This is a genomic window from Pararhizobium sp. PWRC1-1 (genome assembly GCF_049897905.1).
Lineage (GTDB): Bacteria > Pseudomonadota > Alphaproteobacteria > Rhizobiales > Rhizobiaceae > Pararhizobium.
This window is the reverse complement of the sequence record NZ_JAFCXE010000002.1, coordinates 198,627-216,572: the sequence shown is the minus strand read 5'-3', so window position 1 is coordinate 216,572 and position 17,946 is coordinate 198,627. Positions and strand designations below refer to the sequence as shown.

Genomic DNA, 17,946 nt, shown 5'->3' with positions numbered 1-17,946 from the left:
GTCTCTTCATGTCATTGAAATTCGAAATCGGTTTCAGCAAATCAGCCCGCCTGTCCGGCGGTCTGGCGATCCTGCTCAAGACTCTTGACGGAAAAGAGGCGGCAGGGGCTGCGGAAGCCGATCCGGATGGAATTGTTGCAAAGGCAGCGCGTATCGCCAAATTCAAGGCAAAGTCGCTGCGCGCCCTGGATATCGTTGCACCGCAGGGCGCGCCCGTCGATCGTATTCTGGTGCTCGGTATCGGCGAGGGCGCCGATCTGACGGCGCATGACTGGCTGAAGGCCGGCGGTGCTGCGGCGTCGAAAGTCCGTGGTGCCGAAAAGGTCGTGATTTTTCTCGATGCGCCCGGCCTCGAGGTTTCCGGCAAGGCTGCCGCCGATTTCGCCCTCGGCATGGAGATGAATGCTTACAGCTTCGACACTTACAAGACGACGAAGAAGGACGACGACGACCAGAAGGGGCCACCCAAGCCGGTCAAGGTGACCATCGTCACGGGCGCGGTCATCGCCGCCAAGAAGGCGGCTACCCATTCACAGGCGATCGCCGAAGGCGTCTTCATTGCCCGTGACCTCGTCAACGAGCCCGCCAATATTCTCGGCCCTGTCGAATTCGCGGCCAAGGCGAAGGAGCTGGAAAAGCTCGGCGTCGAAGTCGAAATCCTCACCGAACGGGAAATGAAGAAGCTCGGCATGGGCGCGCTGCTGGGCGTGGCACAGGGCTCGGTGCGGCCGCCGCGCCTGGCGATCATGCAATGGAAGGGCGGCAAGCCGAAGGACCGGCCGGTCGCCTTCGTCGGCAAGGGCGTGGTGTTCGACAGCGGCGGCATCTCGATCAAGCCGGGCGCCGGCATGGAGGAGATGAAGGGCGACATGGGCGGTGCGGCCGCCGTCACCGGCCTGATGCACGTGCTGGCAACCCGCAAGGCCAAGGCGAATGTCGTCGGGATCATCGGCCTTGTGGAAAACATGCCGGATGGCAACGCCCAGCGTCCGGGCGATATCGTCAACTCGATGTCCGGCCAGACCATCGAAATCATCAACACCGATGCGGAAGGCCGGCTCGTGCTCTGTGACGCGCTCTGGTATTGCAACGACCGCTTCAAGCCGCAATTCATGATCAACCTCGCGACCCTGACCGGCGCCGTCATGGTGGCGCTCGGCAGCCATCATGCGGGCCTGTTCACGAATGACGACCGGCTGGCCGGCCAGCTGACCGCGGCCGGGCTGACGACGCACGAACGCCTGTGGCGCCTGCCGCTCGGCAAGGAATATGACAAGATGATCGACAGCAAGTTTGCCGACATGAAGAATACGGGCGGCCGTTATGCCGGTTCGATCACCGCCGCCCAGTTTCTGAAGCGCTTCGTCAAGGACACGCCCTGGGCGCATCTGGATATCGCCGGCACCGCGATGGGCTCGCCGACCGACGAGATCAACCAGTCCTGGGCCTCCGGTTTTGGCGTGCGCCTGCTCGATGAGTTGGTCCGCGCCAACTACGAAAGCTGACCGGCGACGTGACGGAAATCCTGTTCTACCACCTGACGGAATCCAAGCTCGAAGACGCGCTGCCGCCGCTGCTTGACCGTTGTGTCGAGCGCGGCTGGCGCGTCGTCGTCCAGACGGTAGCCGATGAGCGGCGCGACATGCTCGATAATCATCTCTGGACCTATCGCGACGACAGCTTTTTGCCGCACGGCACCGATGCGACGGAGTTTTCCGGCGATCAGCCGATCTTGCTGACGGCCAGTGAGGGCAACGCCAACAGTGCCACCGTCCGCTTCATCATCGACGGCGCGGTGCCACCGCCGGTTAGCACCTATGAGCGGGTGGTGTTCATGTTCGATGGTTATGATCAGGCCCAGCTGGAAGGCGCGCGGGCGCACTGGAAGGTGCTGAAAGCCGAAGGGCATGCGCTGACCTATTGGCAGCAGAACCAGGACGGGCGCTGGGTGAAGAAGGCCTAGGCGCGCGTATTATAAAATAACGTTTCTGCCACCGTAAAATATTCGTACGATGGTGACAGTGTTGTCGCGGATGCGAAAGGCGATAGTTGCTTGCCGGCGATAGCCGACCAGTCGTAATCTTGGAGAAATGTCTTCGCGTTTGATGCCACGTTTTGGAAATCTTTCGAAGCCTGCGCAATATGTCAGAGGTCTATCGACGTAAGCGTCCGCGACTTGCTCTCCGGCGTTGACCAGAATGTAACGATACAAATCCTTGATGTCGGCCCGCGCTGATGCGTCAAAACCAACAACATAGCTCATCGGGCCGCTTTGCCGACATTCTTAACGCCATCCATGTAGCGGTGTAGCTCTTCACGGGTCTCTGCGACCGATCGGACCCGGCTGGGATCCTTGTCCATCGCGTCGATGGTCGGCACGACCTCCTCGATCAGCCATTTCTCGATGGCTGCGTCGCGGGCGGCAAGCGTGCGTAATCCATCGCGGATGACTTCGCTTTCGCTGGCATATTCGCCGGACGAGACCTTCGCCTTGACCATTTCGGCCATTTCTATGGGAAGGGTTATGCTGAGCGCCTGTGTCGTTCGCATTGCGAGAGCCTCCATTTCCCTGATTTTAGCACGCAGTATGATTTAATCCTGTCGCATGACATAAAAAAGGCCGCGCAACTGCAGTTGCGCGGCCCTGATTGTTCTTCTGAAGGTTTCAATCGAAGAACGCATCCACGAACTTGCGCCGGCCCAGCATGAACGCATCGGCCACATGCCGCAGCGGCGCCAGATCGACATCGGAGGTCTTGGTCTTGATGATCTCGGCGAAGCGGGCGTAGAGGGCTGGGTATTCCTGTTCCGGCTCGTCATGCACGAGCTTGCCGTCGATCGACAGCTTGGCGCCGCCTTCGGAGAGAACCATCATGCCGGCATCGGTTTCGGCAACGATGTCCCAGCTCTGGTGGCCGGTCTGGCGCCAGTCGAATTCGGCGGAAACCGGCAGATTGTTGGCGTCGCTGAAGACGATCGAGGCGGCAATCGGAGCGTCGCGGTTTTCCGGGAACTCCAGCGTCGCCGAGGTGATGAACAGCGGGTTCGGCAGGATATGCGTGACGATCGACAGGGCGTTGATGCCGGGATCAAAGACGCCGAGACCGCCGGCGGCCCAGATCCAGTCCTGGTTAGGATGCCAGTGGCGCACGTCTTCCTTCCAGATCACCTTGACGTCGTTGATCCTGGTGGAGGCAAGGAAAGCCTCTGCGGCTTCGACGGCGGGCGCATAGCGCGAATGCCAGCTGGCAAACAGCGACAGGCCCTTTTCGTCGGCCAGCGCCTGAAGGTCGGCGACTTCGCTGAGCGTCGCGCCCGGCGGCTTTTCGAGGAACACATGCTTTCCGGCCTCAAGTGCCGTGCGGGCGGCCGCATAGCGGAACTGCGGCGGCATGCAGAGCGAGACGGCATCAATGGCCGGAACCGCGTCGAGCATCGCTTCGATAGACTTGAAATTGTCGATGCCATCGACGACGCCGTGGCGGCTGGCGGCGGCAATCAGCTTGTAATCCGCATTCTTGGCGATGGAAGGAAGATGCTGGTCGCGGACGATCTTGCCGACGCCGACGATCGAGATATGGATGGGGCTCATGGTGTGTCGCTCGATTTGTATGACTTTTATGGTGGGCTTTTGTACCAGAAAGACAAGCCCGGGCAAGCGGCTGTCGCACACCGTAAACGATACGCTGCAGACAATCGTTATTGCGGGTGGTGGACAATAGCCAAGCTGCGCTATTTGGGTAGTCTGCAATGTCAAAGGAGTGTCCATGCCCCCGATCATTCGAAAAGCCGGCCGTGCCGATCTCGATGTCCTGATCGACTGGGCGGCCAGAGAGGGCTGGAATCCCGGTCTCGACGATGCGCCGGCCTTCTGGGCGGCGGATACGGACGGCTACTGGATTGCAGAGGAGGATGGCACCATGGCCGCGGCGCTTTCGCTGGTGCGCTATGACGAAACCTACGCGTTTCTGGGTTTCTATATGGTCCATCCGGATTATCGCGGGCAGGGGATTGGCCTTGCTCTGTGGCAAAGGGCGCTGGCGGAGGCGGGCAGCCGGACGGTCGGGCTGGATGGCGTGGTGGCCCAGCAGGACAATTACCGCAAGTCTGGATTCGTCTATGCCCATGCCAACTTCCGCTATGGTGGCGAGATCCAGTGCACCGAGCCGCCCGGTACGGAGCTGGTATCGGTCTCGCGGGTGCTTGTGCCGATGCTGGCGGATTATGATGCCAGGTTCAATCCAGCCCGGCGGGATGCATTCCTGCGCGAGTGGCTGAAAGCCATGGATACACGCGAAAGCTTTGCCCTGCTGCGCAACTCCGAAATTGCCGGTTACGGCACCATCCGCGCCTGCCGCGAGGGCCACAAGATCGGTCCGCTGTTTGCCGACAGCGAAACAAATGCCGATCTGATCTTCCGCAAGCTGGTGACCAGCGTTGGCGGCGGCCAGGTCTATCTCGATATTCCCGAGCCCAATGCCGCAGCCCGCGCGCTGTGCGATCGCTACAATTTGAAGCCGGTGTTCGAGACGGCGCGGATGTATCGTGGCCCGGTGCCGGACCTGCCGCTCGGGCAGATTTACGGGATCACCACATTCGAATTGGGATAAGGCAGACTGGGATAGGCCGCTTCAGTTCCAGAGGGGCAGGCTGCGATGGCTGCCGAAGATGACGATGCTGACGAAGATGGCGATCACCAGAAGCACGACGAGCACCCAGAACAGGCGGCTAGAGGCCTGGGCTTCCTCGACAAACACCGGCTCCTTGTTGCGCAACGCATTCATCGCGTGTCGGGGATCGCCCCATTTGACGCGCCGGAATCGGAAGGCATTTTGGGTTTCGTGCTTCATGAAACGGAAAGTTAAAGCCTCGATTTGAACGGTGGCTTAAAGGTTTTGGTAAAATTTTAGCGTTTGCTTGTGGATAGTGCTCCGGCGGCGCAAGGCTATCGCTTCCGCGCAATAGCCTTGCGCAGTGCCGCAAAGATGCGGTCGTCCTGGGACTGCGAGACATTGAACCGCAAAAAGCTTGTTGCCGACTGCGACAGGCTGAAGACGTTGCCGGGAGCAAGGACGATGTTGTCCGCCAGCGCTTCGCGGGCAATCTCTGCCGAATCGAGACCATCCGGCAGCCGGCTCCAGAGAAACATCCCGGCCTGTGGCTCGATCCACGGGACGAGCCCAAGGTTTTTCAGCCGGGCGCTCACGTCGGCCATGGCGCGCGAAAGGCGCGGGCGCAGTCCCTCCATGTGCTTGCGGTAGCTGCCGTCGCGCAGCACATTCAGTACCAGTTCGGCGGTAAGGGGCCCCCCGCCGAATGTGGTGGCGATCTTCAGGTCGATCAGCCCCTCGATCCAGTCCGGCCGGGCGGCGATGAAGCCGCAGCGCGCCGATGCCGACAGGGTTTTGGAAAAGCTGCCGATATGGATGACGCGCTCAAGCCCGTCGAAGGCGGCAAGCCTTGGGGCGGCAACATGCTCGAAATCGGCGAAGATATCGTCCTCGATAATGGTGAGCCCAGCCTGTTCGGCCAGTTTCAGCACCCGGTGCGCCGTCACTGGCGAGAGCGTCGCCCCGGTCGGGTTGTGAATGGCCGAATTGGTGATGTAGAGCCGCGGCTTGTGCTCCTGCAGCACTTTGGCGAACTGCTCGATATCAGGCCCGGTGGGCGTATAGGCAACGCTGACGATGTGGGCGCGGTGGGCGCGCAGCAGTGCATGGAAATTGAAATAGCAGGGGTCGTCGACCAGCACGGTATCGCCCGGCTCGAGCAGAAACCGGCAAATGAGATCGAGCGCCTGCGTTCCCGATTCCGTCAGCATGATCTGGTCCGGCGAAGCGTCGATGCCGTGATCGCCCATCCGGCGCGCGATCAGCTGGCGCAGGGGTGGCAGGCCGAGCGGCGCGCCATATTCGGCCAGCGACGGGCTTCCGGCGCGCGACAGGGTCCGCAGGGCGCGGCGCATGCCGTCGTCCGGCAACCAGGAGGGCGGCAGCCAGCCGCATCCCGGCTTGAGATCATCGCCACCCGCATCCAACGACTGGCGCGAGACCCAGAAGGGATCGACTGCCCGATCCAGTTTCGGCCCGATTTCCGACAAGGCGAGGGGCGCTGCCTGGCTTGCCACATAGAACCCGGAGCCGGGACGCGGCTGGATCACGCCTTCGGCGGCAAGCCGGTCATAGGCTTCGACCACGGTGGAGGTGGAGACCTGCAAGGTCCGTGCAAACGCCCGGATCGATGGCAGCTTGTCGCCGGGCGTCAGGCTGCGGCCGGCAATGCGCTGCGTGATCGCGGCCATAACCGCGGCGATACGGGTGCCGCTCTTCGTTTCGTCAAGCATCTGTATGTGATCCGATACCATTACAGTTTTACCAAAGTGTATATGACTGTTGCTGGCTTTGCCAGCCGCCGCCGTCGATAAGGGCGAAACGAAGGAGTGTGACATGGACCGTATGGCGAGCGGGTGGATCAATGGATTGATCGGCGTGGTGATCTTCAGCGGCTCGCTGCCGGCGACCCGCGTGGCGGTGATGCAGCTGGACCCGGTGTTCTTGACCGTTGCGCGCGCGGCGATTGCCGGCCTCTTGGCACTTTGCCTGCTTCTCGTCTTCCGGCAGAAGCGGCCGTCGCGCGGCGATATCGTCTCGCTGGTTGTCGTCGCCCTCGGTGTCGTCGTCGGCTTTCCGCTGTTGACGGCGCTGGCGCTGCAGCACGTCACCTCAGCGCATTCCATCGTTTTTGTCGGCCTGCTTCCGCTCGCGACGGCGATCTTCGGCGTGCTGCGGGGCGGCGAGCGGCCAAAGCCGGCTTTCTGGATATTCTCCATTCTCGGCAGTTCGCTGGTGGCTGGTTTTGCCCTGCTGCAGGGCGGAGCGGTTTCCCCCATCGGCGACGGGTTGATGCTTGCCGCCATCATCGTCTGCGGGCTCGGTTATGCTGAAGGAGCAAGACTGTCGCGCACGCTGGGCGGCTGGCAGGTAATCTGCTGGGCGCTGGTCCTGTCGCTGCCGGTGATGATCGTGCTGTCGCTTGTCTTCATGCCTGCGACCTTTTCCAACGTTGCGCTGCCTGCGTGGCTCAGCCTTGCCTATGTGTCGCTGTTCAGCATGCTGATCGGCTTCATCTTCTGGTATCGCGGCCTCGTACAGGGCGGCATTGCTGCCGTCGGCCAATTGCAATTGCTGCAACCGTTTTTCGGCCTCGCGCTGGCTGCAACCCTGCTGCATGAGCCGGTGAGTTGGACGATGCTGGCGGTCACCGTCGCGGTCATTCTATGCGTAGCGGGCGCGCGAAAATTCGCCCGGTAGAATCAGGTGGCTTTGCCTGTGGCTGATTGAGTTCCCTCAATAGAACTTTTACACTTCGGTCTTCATCGAAGCATTCCGGCGTCACGGTCGATATAGCAGGATGGAATTTGGCAATCCTTCTGATGCGAGACGATCATGACACCGGACACGATAAACCTGAAAAAGGAACTGGCGCTGTTGCTGGCGCTCGCAACATTGTGGGGTGCGTCCTACACCTTCATCAAGATCGGCGTGGAGACCATTCCGCCGGTCACGCTGATTGCCACCCGCACCCTCATCGCCGGCTTTCTGTTGCTGGCGGTCCTGCGCTTTCGCGGGCTTTCCCTGCCCAAGGATAGGGCGACATGGGGCAGGTTCCTGTTTCAGGCCTGCCTGAACAGCGCGATCCCCTTCACGTTGATCGCCTGGGCGGAACAAACCGTTGATGCCGGTCTCGCCGCCATCCTGAATTCAACGACGCCGATCTTTGCGTTTCTGCTCACTGCGGTTCTCACCCGACACGAACCGGTGACGGGACGCAAGCTGTTCGGCGTTATCGCCGGGATTGCCGGGATTACCCTTGTCGTTGGCCTGGAAGCGTTGAACGGTGCCGGTGACCAGCTGCCAGCCCAGCTCGCCATCGTCGCTGCAACGATCTGCTACGCAGGTGCCGCCATTTTCGGCCGTGGTTTCAAATCGCTCGATCCGATGATGCCGGCGGCGGGCTCATTGATCTGCGGCGCCATCATCCTCATGCCGCTCAGCCTTGCGATCGATCGGCCATGGACGCTGGCACCGTCCACGGGCTCGATCCTCGCCCTGCTGGGTCTCTCGGTATTTTCGACGGCTTTGGCCTTCGCCATCTATTTCCGGCTGGTGCACTCGCTGGGCTCTGTGGGCACGACGGCGCAGGCCTATCTGCGCGTCCCCATAGGTGTGGCGATCGGCGTCATCTTTCTGGGGGAGAGCATCAGCAGCACTGCCCTGATTGGCCTTGCCTGCGTCATCGCCGGCGTCATGGCCATGACCATCCCCGCCCGCAAGCGCGCCCTGGCCGTTTAAAAGGCGGCAAAGACTATGAGGAAAATGGCGACATTGTTCCGCCGTTCTAAAAGCGGATAAAATGCGCCGGGTTCTGTTCTTGAAAAACAAAACTCACCTCCGTCATCTCCGGGTTGATTGTCCCGGACATCCAGCAACGCAACAGCTGTCGCGTAAAAAGAGTCTCTTGCGCTCAAGGACTTGAACGGACTGGATGCCAGCCACAAGGGCGAGCATGACGGACGAGATCAGGTGCTCAAACCAATCGAACTGACCGCCGCCGATCAGCTTGCCATTGCCTGTTCGTATTCGTCGGACAATGTCATCCAGTGCTCCTCGGCCTTGGCGAGCTTGGCCACGACTTCGGCGCGTTCCTTGACCTTGGCAGCCGCCTTTTCCGGGAACTTGTCGTAGAGGTCCTGGTCTTCAAGCTCCTTGTCGAGGGCCTGAATCTGTTTGTTCAGTTTTGCCGTCAAGGATTCGACATCGTTGATCTTTTTCTTCAGCGGCGCAAAGGTGGCGCGCTTGTCGGCATTGGCCTTGCGCTGCTCGGCTTTGCTCAGCTGCTCCTCGCCGCCATTAGTCTTGTTCTTGCCGCCCTTGCCCTTGGAACTCTGGACGATGGTTGCGCGATAGTCCTCAAGGTCGCCGTCATAGTTGGAGACCGTACCGTCCTTCACCAGCCACAGCCGGTCGGCCGTCGCCTCGATCAGGTGGCGATCGTGCGAGATCAGGATGACGGCGCCGGTATATTCGTTCAGCGCCTGGATCAGTGCGTTGCGGCTGTCGATATCCAGATGGTTGGTCGGCTCATCGAGGATCAACAGGTTCGGCGCATCGAAGGCGGCAAGGCCCATCAACAGGCGGGCCTTTTCGCCACCGGAGAGGTCCTTGGCGGGCGTGCTCATCTTGGCGGTCGCAAGGCCCATCTGGGCGACGCGGGCGCGCACCTTGCCTTCGGTGGCACCGGGCATGCGCTGGCGCACATGCTCGACGGCATCGTGTTCGGGGATCAGGTCGTCGAGCTGGTGCTGGGCGAAGAAGCCGATCTTCAGGCCCGGCGCCGTCTGGACCGAGCCGCCGGTGGCGGGCAGGCGGCCGGAGATCAGCTTGGCGAAGGTGGACTTGCCATTGCCGTTCGAGCCGAGCAGCGCGATGCGGTCGTCGGTGTCGATGCGCAGCGACATGTGCTGCAGGATTGGTTTGCCCGGCGTATAGCCGACGGTGCCGTTTTCCAGCGCGATGATCGGCGATGCGGCTTCTTTCTCCGGATCGGGGAACTTGAAGCCCTGGACGTGATCCTCGATGACGGACGAGACCGTGCCCATGCGCTCCAGCGCTTTCACGCGCGACTGCGCCTGACGGGCCTTGGAAGCCTTGGCCTTGAAACGGTCGATGAACGCCTGCAGATGCTTGCGCGCTGCATCGTTCTTGACCTTGGCCTTGGTCTGCAATTCCATCGCTTCGGCGCGCTGGCGCTCGAACTGGTCGTAAGAGCCGCGATAGAAGGTCAGCTTCTGCTGGTCGAGATGGACGATGGCATTGACGGCGGTGTTCAACAGGTCGCGGTCATGGCTGATGATGATGACCGTGTGCGGGTACTTGCTGATGTAATCCTCAAGCCACAACGTGCCTTCAAGGTCGAGATAGTTGGTCGGCTCGTCGAGCAGAAGCAGATCCGGCTCGGAAAACAGCACGGCTGCCAGCGCTACGCGCATGCGCCAGCCGCCGGAGAAGGACGAGGCCGGGCGCAACTGCGCTTCGGCGTCGAAGCCGAGGCCGGCCAGGATGCTGGCGGCGCGCGATTCGGCCGAATGTGCCTGGATATCGGCAAGCCGCATATGAATGTCGGCAATGCGATGCGGGTCGGTGGCGGTCTCGGCTTCGGCCAGCAGCGCCTCGCGCTCCTTGTCGGCCTTGAGCACGATCTCGATCAGCGGCTCCTCGGTGCCGGGGGCTTCCTGCGCCACCTGGCCGATGCGGGCGTTCTTCGGGATCGAGACCGAGCCGGTCTCGGCTTCCATGTCGCCGGTGATGATTTTGAACAGGGTCGACTTGCCGGCGCCGTTCTTGCCGACGAGGCCAGCCTTGATGCCGGCCGGAAGCGCAACGCTGGCCTGGTCGATGAGAAGGCGTCCGACAATGCGGGCCGAAAGATTATTGAGCGTGATCATGGCGGCGTTTTGGCCGAACTCGGCCGAGAAGGCAAGGGTTTGCCGCAGTGCAACAGGGTCAGGCGGCGTGTGGAGAGTAGGTTTTTTTCGTCCGGCCGCCGATTGCGGCGGAAAACACCAAAGTTCCCGGCTTGCCCCGGCTGCGCACCGCCCTCAAAGCCAGTTCGGCCTGGGTGAACAGATCGACGCCGCCGGATGCGGTAAACGCCATGGCGATGCCGGTGGAGAGCGATAGAGCCTGCGTCGTGAACGCCCGGTTCGGCAGGGCGACTTGCACACCTTCGACGGAGGTGCAGATGCGTTGAGCGATGGCTTCGGCATTGTCGGCCGAGACGTCGTGGAAGACGAAGGCAAATTCGTCGGTGCCGATGCGGGCGACGAAATCGTCCTTCTTGACGGATTTTCGGAATTCCGGCGCCAGTTTCTTCAATGCCTTTTCGACAGCGGTTGCGCCATGACGCTCGCCCATCTCGCGCAGGCCCTCGACGGTGACCAGCGCCAGCGCTGCCGGGCCGACCGCCTTGCCGTCGTCATAGAGTGCCGTGAGTTTGGCCGAGAAGGCGATGCGGTTCGGCAGGCCGGTGACGGGATCGCGGGTGGCGGCCTTGCGCATCGTCTCGATATCGCTGTCGATACCGCCAAGCTGCGTCACGGTCTCGTTCATCGCAGCGGTAAAGGCCTTTTCCTCGCGTTCGAACACGGCGACCGCATCGCGCAGGCGCGCGGCGTCATCGGCGAAGTCCGACATGCTGGCAACCGGATCGGTTTCCAGCCGGGTTATGAAGCTGCGCAGCATCGCAGCAAAGACTTCCTTCTTGGCGATGCTGTCCTTCAGCACATGGCTGACGGCGGAGATCGAGCGGGCGGTATCGGCGCGAATCATATCGGCCTCGATCGCGGCAAAGCCGGAGAGGTGATATTTGACGCCGATCTGCTCGATCGGGTTCTGCATCGGGTGGGCGCCAAGCGCCGCAACCTCGCGCGTCAATTGCGGATTGTTGCCGGACAGCGCCTCGTAGAACAGTTCGTAATTGCGCGGGAAAGCGGCAACGCCAAGCTTGGCCATGGTCTGGGCGACCCTGAGCAGGATCGCGGCGTTCTGCGCCTGATTGCCGTCGTGCTGGGGCTTGTCCGTCATTGCGCGTCCCTCACAAAACCGCGGAAAGCGCGGTGGTTGCAGGAGAAAGCTGATAAAGCATCGGGATTAAAAGACTGTCAAAGGCAAGAGCGTTTTGACAAAGCACAACTGCCCGGCTGCTTTCATCGGCAGACATTATCGGGCCGGGCAGGGCCATTTCGCCTGCATCGCCATTTGGACCAGCATATCGGCGCTGCGGCCATGTTCCTTCGGATGGGCGGCGACAAAGGCGCAGACATTCCGCACCTGCTCCTCAAGCGTGATGGTGTCGGGATCGCAGACATTGGCACGGATCTTCTCCGTCACCGGGACCTTGCTGTCCGGCCGGTTGTTTTCCTTATCGACGACATCGGACATTTCGGCGTGATACAGATCGCGCGACCAGCGGTCGAGCACGCCGGCGACGTAACCGAAGGCGACGGGGTGTTTCTGCCGGCAGAACGTGTTGAGGTCGTCGGCATCCATGAACTGCGCCTGGCTCGCCGAAGCAAACATCAGACCGGCTGTCATCGCAAGCATCCGTCTTTTCATGCGACGCCTCCATCAGGGATCACGTATCGGGCAAGCTTACAGGAGGTCGGCCGATATGGGCAACGGATTGTCCGTTCCGTCTGTCATCGGCGCCGTTGCCGGCTGCGGGCGGCGCTCTATATCTCGGCAAAATCAAGCAGGAAAAACATCATGCGCAGAGATGGTGGAACCAAAAGCAGCGGCGAACATATCGTCACCGGCGGCAAAAACGGAGCGTCTCATGCCGGTTAAGCGTCCGAATTGGCTGCGCACAGAAGAGCCCGACCAGACCAGCGCCAGTTTTCCCGAACTGTTCTTCGATCTGGTCTTCGTTTTCGCGCTCGTGCAGCTGTCGCATACGCTGGCTTCCGATTTCGGGCCGACGGCGGCATTCGAATCCATGCTTTTGGTCCTGGCGATCTGGTGGGTCTGGATCAATACGACCTGGGTCACCAATCTTTTGCACACCGGCACGGAAGCCGTCAGGCTGATGCTGTTCTGCCTGATGTTCTGCGGCGTGCTGCTGGCGCTGGCGCTGCCGGAAGCCTTTGGCGAGCATGGGCTGATGTTCGCGCTGATCTACTGCGCCATGCAGGTCGGCCGCTCGCTCTTCACGCTCTATGCCTATCGGGGTGTCGACGACGCATCCTTCACCACCTTCGTGCGGATCACGCTCTGGACGCTGGCCTCGTCCGTCTTCTGGCTGGCCGGCGCGATGATGGAGCTGGAAGGCCGGATCGCGCTGTGGAGCTTCGCTTTGATCATCGACTATGCCTCGCCCGCCGTCCGCTACGCCGTGCCGGGCCTTGGAAAATCGCCGCCGGAAACGCTGGATGTCTCGGGCGAGCACATGGCCGAACGCTGCGCCCTGTTCGTCATCATCTGCCTGGGCGAAACCATCCTGACCACCGGCAAGAACGCCGCCGAGCATATGAACTCGAACACGACCTTTGCGGTGTTCTGCAGTGCATTCCTCAGCACCGGCTTCATGTGGTGGATCTATTTCCATCATGGACAGGCAGATGCGGCCGACAAGGCGGAAAACACCTCCCGCCCCGAGAGCGTCGCGCACAACCTGTTCACCTACGGCCATCTGCCGATCATCGCCGGCATCATACTGACGGCGGTCGGCGAAGATTTCAGCCTGTCGCATGCGCAGGAGGATAGCTCGCTGAAAAACGCGCTGGCGATGATCGGCGGCCCGATCCTGTTTCTCGCCGGCAATATCTGGGTGAAGATGGCCGTTGCCCGGAAAATCCCGGTTTCGCATATCGCCGGGCTGGTTCTTCTCACGGCAACCGCCGTGCTCGTGCCGTTCAGCAGCAATTATGTCATCCAGATCACCGCGACCGCAGTGCTGTTCGTCGTGGCTCTCTGGGAATATCTGGCTTTGCGGCCCGCGTCGGGCGCGGCCGCATAACCGGGCAGCCGCCTAAAACGAAGCCGAGACGATCTGCTTTGCGCTGTCGGGCAGGGTGGAGAACAGGGCGGAGAGGTCCTGCCAGCCATCGGGGCGGCGTCCCGACACATTCTCCGGCCAGTGGCAGATGCCGTCGTCATGGATGTAGCCGACCCAGCGCTGTTCGTCCTGATTTTCAAAATGCAGCACGGCAAGCTTGCCGGCCTCAAGCGCTTCGATGGGATACCAATCCATGGCGTCGTCCTGCTCCATTCTTAAAATATGAACGGACTATGACGCGGCTGACTTGCTCAAGCCTTGTGACATTGCTGTGACGGCAGCGAAGAACCAAATGATTTCCGGTGCTTGCCTCACTCCGCGTAATGCCGGAATTCCGGCGCCCGTAAAAAATAGCTCATGTCCAGCGCAAGGCTCGGCCCGCCCAGCGCCGTCAATGTCATGTGAAACTGGCCGCGATGGTGGGTCTGGTGGTTGAAGAAATGGGCGAGCGGCGGGGCGAGGCGCTGGGTGACGGGGATGGGGTTGCTGACCGGCGTATAGGTAAACCGGCCGGCGAGATCGTCTTCGCTGAGGCCGGCGACAAAGGCGACGATGCGCGCGTCTTCCGCGGTTCGTGCAGCCGAGAGTTCGGCGAAATCATCAAACAGGATGCCGTCGAGTGTCGCCGGCGCTTCGCCGGTGCCGGTAAAACGCTTCATCCAGATCCGGTCGGCTGATAGCACGTGGTTGAGCGTCGCGTGCAGCGAGCCGAAAAAGGCGCCCTTGTTTTGGCGATATTGCGCATCGTCGAGTCTGCCGGCGGCCTCATAGACGAGCCGGTTGGCCCAGAGGTTGTAATCGGCAAACATCCGGTAGTGATCGAGCATCATGGTATTCCCCAGGGTTTTGCGCAGTCTAGCGCCAAATCGCATCGCGGTGGGTGATGCGATCCATGAAATTTACTGATTTGATTGTTGGCTGTCTGTGGTTTCGAATGCCCATGTTGCCATGCTTTTGATTGCCATGCCTTTGAAGGAGACGACATGACCCGCACCCTCTATACGCTCTGCGGCGCAGACCGGAGCCGCCCGTTTTCGCCCCATACGTGGAAGACGGTCCTGTCGCTTGCCCACAAGGGCATGGATCACCAGACCATGCCGGTGGGCTTCACCCAGATCCCGGTGATCGAGAACGCGGCCACCAAGATCGTACCCTTGCTGCGCGACGGCGAGCAATTGGTCAGTGACAGCTTTGAGATCGCGCTCTATCTGGAGAAGACCTATCCGGATCGTCCATCGCTGTTTGGCGGCGAGGGCGGCAAGGGGATGGCACGGTTCATCGAGAGCTGGTCGCTGATGACATTGCACACATCGCTTGTGCGCATCATCCTCATGGACATTCACGACCGCCTGGAACCGGTCGATCAGGCCTATTTCCGCACCTCCCGCCAAGCCCGCTTCGGCATGAGCCTCGAGGCGGTGGCGGAAACCGGGATAGAGGAACTAAAGACCTTCGCGGCAAAGCTTGAGCCGTTGCGTATGATGCTGAAGAAGCAGCCGTTCATCGGCGGCGAGACGCCATTGTTTGCCGACTATATCGTCTTCGGGCCGCTGCAATGGGCCCGCATCGTCTCGACGAAGCGGATTCTAGAGCCGGGCGATCCGGTGATCGACTGGTTCGAGCGTTGCCTCGATCTGCATAACGGTGCCGGGCGCTGCGTGACAGCGGCGTGAAACTTCTGCGCTCCCCCTTGTTTTGCACGGAATTGGCGGCTATTGAACCGCAAAATTCGCGGAAAAACCCCCGATTTATGTAAGCAAAGGGAATTGAGACAATGGCGATTGAACGCACATTTTCGATGATCAAGCCGGACGCAACCAAGCGTAACCTGACGGGCGCCATCACCAAGATGCTCGAAGACGCAGGTCTGCGCGTCGTCGCTTCCAAGCGCGTCTGGATGAGCACGCGCGAAGCCGAAGGTTTCTACGCCGTTCACAAGGAACGCCCTTTCTTCGGCGAACTGGTTGAAGGCATGACCTCCGGCCCGACCATCGTTCAGGTTCTCGAAGGCGAAGGCGCCATCCTGAAGAACCGCGAAATCATGGGCGCGACCAACCCGGCCAACGCCGACGAAGGCACGATCCGCAAGACCCACGCCCTGTCGATCGGCGAAAATTCGGTTCACGGTTCGGACGCTCCGGAAACCGCTGCACAGGAAATCAAGTACTGGTTCTCCGACACCGAAATCGTCGGCTGAATCAATCTCTGAGGGTTTTGACCCGAAGAGTTTGAAAAGACTGTAAAAAGCCGGGGCGGAAACGCTCCGGCTTTTTTTGCATTATGGCGTCTCAGGTCGGGCATTTCGCAGTCTGGAAATGTTCGGGTGCCTTGCCGTTCTTGAAGACGTCCGGGTTCTTGTCATAGGCCGGGCCGACCACCAGCGCTTGCGCCGGCATGATGTCCTGGTCGAGATTGGAAATGACAGAAGTCTTCAGCGTCTGCAGGATGGCGCCATCGGGGCCTTTGACTTCGATCGTCACCGAATAGGGTTTTTGCTTCTTCACGCAGGTGACGTCGGGGCTTTCAAGCACGATCTTGTCAAGCTTTTGAAACAGTGTGCGGTCGAGCTTCAGGGGCGGTCCACCCGACGGGTTTTCGAATGTGGCGACGACGGTGCTGCCATCCGGCACCGGTTGGGTCTTCGTGAGCGTGATCATGTAGGTGGCATAGGCGAGGCGGTAGTTGAAGATGAACATCTTGCCGGTCAACTGAAGCGGGTCGGGGCCGGTCTCGCGCTGGCAGGCAGGCAGAACGGCCATAACGGCAAGAAGCGTCGCGGCAAGGGTGAGGCGCCGGGTGCTCATGCGACAAAATCCTTCCTCTGACGCTGGTAGTGGCGGTTGGCCTTGGCGCGGTTGCCGCAGACCGTCATGTCGCACCAGGTGCGGCTGCGGTTGCGGCTGCGGTCGAGAAACAGCCATTGGCAATTGGGGCAGATTTTCAGCCGTTCCGGCTCGTTGAATGCCGCAAGCATCAATGCCGAGCGGGCGGTGGCGGCATCGAGCGGCGTGCGGGCGGTTTTTGCCGGATGCCTGCGGATGATGGTGGAGGCCGCATCGAGCAGGTCGGCCAGGTCTTCTCCCGTAGAGGCGCCGAGCACCCCGGCGCGAAAATGCCGGTCGGCCGCCTCGCGTAAATCCAGAAACGCATCGCGGTTTTCCGGCGCCACCGGCTCCAGTGTTCCAAACTGTTCCTTTTCCGCAGAGAACCGGTTTGCGGCAGTGGCAAAGTCGCGCATGGCAGCGGGATCGGCGTAGCGGTCGATCCGCCGCTCGGCGTCGAAGCGCAGGATCACCGAATTGGCGACATCGAGGGCGAGCGCGCCACCGGAAAAGCGATGCTGGGTCCAGGAAAACGTCATACAATATCCTAACTGGTAAAACGTATTTTACCAGTTATAGTGATTTTGTCATCAGTGGATGTGTCATGGCCTATTTTCTGCAGCAGCTTGCCAGCGCACTGCCTATCGCGGCCCTTTATGCGCTGCTCGCCTTCGGCTATTCGATCGCCTTTTCCGTCACCCGGCGGGCTGATCTGACCTATGGTGCGCTGTTCGGCTTTGCCGGCCAGATATTCCTGCTGTTTTCCGATTTCGCCTGGAACCGCCTGTGGCTGGTGCTGCCGGCAGCGCTTGCCGTCGGGGCGGTGTCGGCTCTGGTCTATACGCTCGGTGCCGGCCTGTTGATCGGACGTTCGGTCATGCACAGGCTGGCGGCGACATCGGCCAATACGGTGGTGGTCGTCTCGCTCGGCATCGCGCTGGTGCTGATGGAAGTGTCGCGGATCGCGGCGCAGACACGCAGCCTGTGGCTGCCGCCGTTTCTCAATACGCCGGTGACGCTCTGGTCCGATCCGCGGTTTCCGGTGACGCTGACGGTGGTGCAGCTCGTGAACACGGCCCTGATGCTGGCCATCGTCGGGGCAGGACAGCTGTTCCTCGCGCGCTCGGCCTGGGGCCGTGCATGGCGGGCCGTGTCCGACGATGCGGGTGCTGCGGCATTGTGCGGTGTGGATGGCCGCCGCATCTTCATCGCCGCCTACGGATTTTCGGCCCTTTTGGCAGCGATCGCGGGCATTCTGGCGACTGCCTATTACGGCACGATGGATTTCGGTGCCGGTCTGGTGTTCGGCGTCAAGGTGCTGTTCATTGCCGCCATCGGTGGCCAGACCGCGCCTGTCCTGGCAGCGGTGGGGGCAGCGGTGATGGGATTGAGCGAAACCCTGTGGAGCGCCTATGGGCCAATGCTGTGGCGGGATTTTGTGATCTTTTCGTTCCTGGTGCTGCTTTTGGTGCTGACGCGCAAGGAACGGTTTCAGCCCTGACAGATGGACCTG

21 protein-coding genes are annotated in these 17,946 nt (G+C 61.1%); 9 read left to right on the top strand and 12 right to left on the bottom strand.

The window, feature by feature from the left end; all coding sequences use genetic code 11:
* The first annotated feature begins 8 nt into the window (after window positions 1-8).
* Window positions 9-1,505 carry a leucyl aminopeptidase gene (locus tag ACP7E0_RS04665; protein WP_426123265.1) on the top strand — a complete coding sequence of 499 codons (1,497 nt, stop codon included), beginning with the start codon at window positions 9-11 and terminating at the stop codon, window positions 1,503-1,505.
* Window positions 1,506-1,513: 8 nt separating this feature from the next.
* Window positions 1,514-1,963 (top strand): DNA polymerase III subunit chi, encoded by a 450-nt coding sequence (locus ACP7E0_RS04660; RefSeq protein WP_426123264.1) that lies wholly within the window; start codon window positions 1,514-1,516, stop codon window positions 1,961-1,963.
* 9 nt (window positions 1,964-1,972) lie between these two features.
* On the opposite strand, the gene ACP7E0_RS04655 is transcribed toward ACP7E0_RS04660, so the two are convergent.
* From ACP7E0_RS04655 to ACP7E0_RS04645, 3 genes are all read right to left on the bottom strand, one after another.
* On the bottom strand, window positions 1,973-2,263 hold the full coding sequence (locus ACP7E0_RS04655; RefSeq protein ID WP_426123262.1) for a type II toxin-antitoxin system RelE/ParE family toxin: 291 nt from the start codon (window positions 2,261-2,263) through the stop codon (window positions 1,973-1,975).
* Window positions 2,260-2,550 carry a ribbon-helix-helix domain-containing protein gene (locus tag ACP7E0_RS04650; protein WP_426123261.1) on the bottom strand — a complete coding sequence of 97 codons (291 nt, stop codon included), beginning with the start codon at window positions 2,548-2,550 and terminating at the stop codon, window positions 2,260-2,262. Before ACP7E0_RS04650 ends, ACP7E0_RS04655 begins: the two co-directional genes overlap by 4 nt.
* Window positions 2,551-2,665: 115 nt before the next feature.
* Window positions 2,666-3,592, bottom strand: coding sequence for a Gfo/Idh/MocA family protein (locus tag ACP7E0_RS04645; RefSeq protein WP_426123260.1), 927 nt, complete (start codon window positions 3,590-3,592; stop codon window positions 2,666-2,668).
* 175 nt (window positions 3,593-3,767) lie between these two features.
* Between ACP7E0_RS04645 and ACP7E0_RS04640 the strand changes: the two genes are divergently transcribed.
* Complete coding sequence (locus tag ACP7E0_RS04640) at window positions 3,768-4,610, top strand: GNAT family N-acetyltransferase (RefSeq protein WP_426123258.1); 843 nt, start codon at window positions 3,768-3,770, stop codon at window positions 4,608-4,610.
* Window positions 4,611-4,631: 21 nt separating this feature from the next.
* Here the strand turns inward: ACP7E0_RS04640 and ACP7E0_RS04635 are convergent, their stop codons facing one another.
* Both ACP7E0_RS04635 and ACP7E0_RS04630 read right to left on the bottom strand, forming a co-directional pair.
* Window positions 4,632-4,850: a hypothetical protein gene (locus ACP7E0_RS04635; protein ID WP_426123257.1), complete on the bottom strand. Its 219-nt coding sequence runs from the start codon at window positions 4,848-4,850 to the stop codon at window positions 4,632-4,634.
* A 95-nt stretch (window positions 4,851-4,945) separates the two neighbouring features.
* The gene (locus ACP7E0_RS04630) at window positions 4,946-6,364 is read right to left on the bottom strand and encodes a PLP-dependent aminotransferase family protein (protein ID WP_426123256.1); all 1,419 of its coding nucleotides are present in this window, start codon (window positions 6,362-6,364) and stop codon (window positions 4,946-4,948) included.
* Window positions 6,365-6,446: 82 nt separating this feature from the next.
* On the opposite strand from ACP7E0_RS04630, the gene ACP7E0_RS04625 reads away from it, so the two are divergent.
* Both ACP7E0_RS04625 and ACP7E0_RS04620 read left to right on the top strand, forming a co-directional pair.
* Window positions 6,447-7,310 (top strand): DMT family transporter, encoded by an 864-nt coding sequence (locus ACP7E0_RS04625; protein ID WP_426123254.1) that lies wholly within the window; start codon window positions 6,447-6,449, stop codon window positions 7,308-7,310.
* A 135-nt stretch (window positions 7,311-7,445) separates the two neighbouring features.
* Window positions 7,446-8,351, top strand: coding sequence for a DMT family transporter (locus ACP7E0_RS04620; protein WP_426123253.1), 906 nt, complete (start codon window positions 7,446-7,448; stop codon window positions 8,349-8,351).
* Between the two features lie 263 nt (window positions 8,352-8,614).
* Here ACP7E0_RS04620 and ACP7E0_RS04615 read toward each other — a convergent pair whose 3' ends face one another.
* The 3 genes from ACP7E0_RS04615 to ACP7E0_RS04605 form a co-directional block, all read right to left on the bottom strand.
* On the bottom strand, window positions 8,615-10,504 hold the full coding sequence (locus ACP7E0_RS04615; protein WP_426123252.1) for an ATP-binding cassette domain-containing protein: 1,890 nt from the start codon (window positions 10,502-10,504) through the stop codon (window positions 8,615-8,617).
* Between the two features lie 58 nt (window positions 10,505-10,562).
* The gene (locus ACP7E0_RS04610; RefSeq protein ID WP_426123251.1) at window positions 10,563-11,642 is read right to left on the bottom strand and encodes a GGDEF domain-containing protein; all 1,080 of its coding nucleotides are present in this window, start codon (window positions 11,640-11,642) and stop codon (window positions 10,563-10,565) included.
* A 135-nt stretch (window positions 11,643-11,777) separates the two neighbouring features.
* On the bottom strand, window positions 11,778-12,173 hold the full coding sequence (locus tag ACP7E0_RS04605) for a Rap1a/Tai family immunity protein (protein ID WP_426123249.1): 396 nt from the start codon (window positions 12,171-12,173) through the stop codon (window positions 11,778-11,780).
* Between the two features lie 220 nt (window positions 12,174-12,393).
* Between ACP7E0_RS04605 and ACP7E0_RS04600 the strand changes: the two genes are divergently transcribed.
* Entirely contained in the window at window positions 12,394-13,572 is a 1,179-nt protein-coding gene (locus ACP7E0_RS04600; RefSeq protein ID WP_426123248.1) for a low temperature requirement protein A, read from the top strand.
* 12 nt (window positions 13,573-13,584) lie between these two features.
* Here ACP7E0_RS04600 and ACP7E0_RS04595 read toward each other — a convergent pair whose 3' ends face one another.
* Window positions 13,585-13,806, bottom strand: coding sequence for a hypothetical protein (locus ACP7E0_RS04595; RefSeq protein ID WP_426123247.1), 222 nt, complete (start codon window positions 13,804-13,806; stop codon window positions 13,585-13,587).
* 116 nt (window positions 13,807-13,922) lie between these two features.
* Window positions 13,923-14,438, bottom strand: a complete 516-nt coding sequence (locus ACP7E0_RS04590; protein ID WP_426123608.1) for a DinB family protein — start codon at window positions 14,436-14,438, stop codon at window positions 13,923-13,925.
* Window positions 14,439-14,594: 156 nt separating this feature from the next.
* Here ACP7E0_RS04590 and ACP7E0_RS04585 point away from each other — a divergent pair, with 156 nt between their 5' ends.
* Window positions 14,595-15,284 carry a glutathione S-transferase family protein gene (locus ACP7E0_RS04585; protein WP_426123246.1) on the top strand — a complete coding sequence of 230 codons (690 nt, stop codon included), beginning with the start codon at window positions 14,595-14,597 and terminating at the stop codon, window positions 15,282-15,284.
* 101 nt (window positions 15,285-15,385) lie between these two features.
* Window positions 15,386-15,808 carry a nucleoside-diphosphate kinase gene (ndk, locus tag ACP7E0_RS04580; protein WP_037108924.1) on the top strand — a complete coding sequence of 141 codons (423 nt, stop codon included), beginning with the start codon at window positions 15,386-15,388 and terminating at the stop codon, window positions 15,806-15,808.
* Between the two features lie 91 nt (window positions 15,809-15,899).
* Here the strand turns inward: ndk and ACP7E0_RS04575 are convergent, their stop codons facing one another.
* Window positions 15,900-16,415, bottom strand: a complete 516-nt coding sequence (locus ACP7E0_RS04575) for a hypothetical protein (protein ID WP_426123245.1) — start codon at window positions 16,413-16,415, stop codon at window positions 15,900-15,902.
* Window positions 16,412-16,972 carry a CGNR zinc finger domain-containing protein gene (locus ACP7E0_RS04570; RefSeq protein ID WP_426123244.1) on the bottom strand — a complete coding sequence of 187 codons (561 nt, stop codon included), beginning with the start codon at window positions 16,970-16,972 and terminating at the stop codon, window positions 16,412-16,414. Before ACP7E0_RS04570 ends, ACP7E0_RS04575 begins: the two co-directional genes overlap by 4 nt.
* Before the next feature lie 65 nt (window positions 16,973-17,037).
* Here ACP7E0_RS04570 and ACP7E0_RS04565 point away from each other — a divergent pair, with 65 nt between their 5' ends.
* Window positions 17,038-17,934 carry a branched-chain amino acid ABC transporter permease gene (locus ACP7E0_RS04565; protein WP_426123242.1) on the top strand — a complete coding sequence of 299 codons (897 nt, stop codon included), beginning with the start codon at window positions 17,038-17,040 and terminating at the stop codon, window positions 17,932-17,934.
* Window positions 17,935-17,946 lie beyond the last annotated feature (12 nt).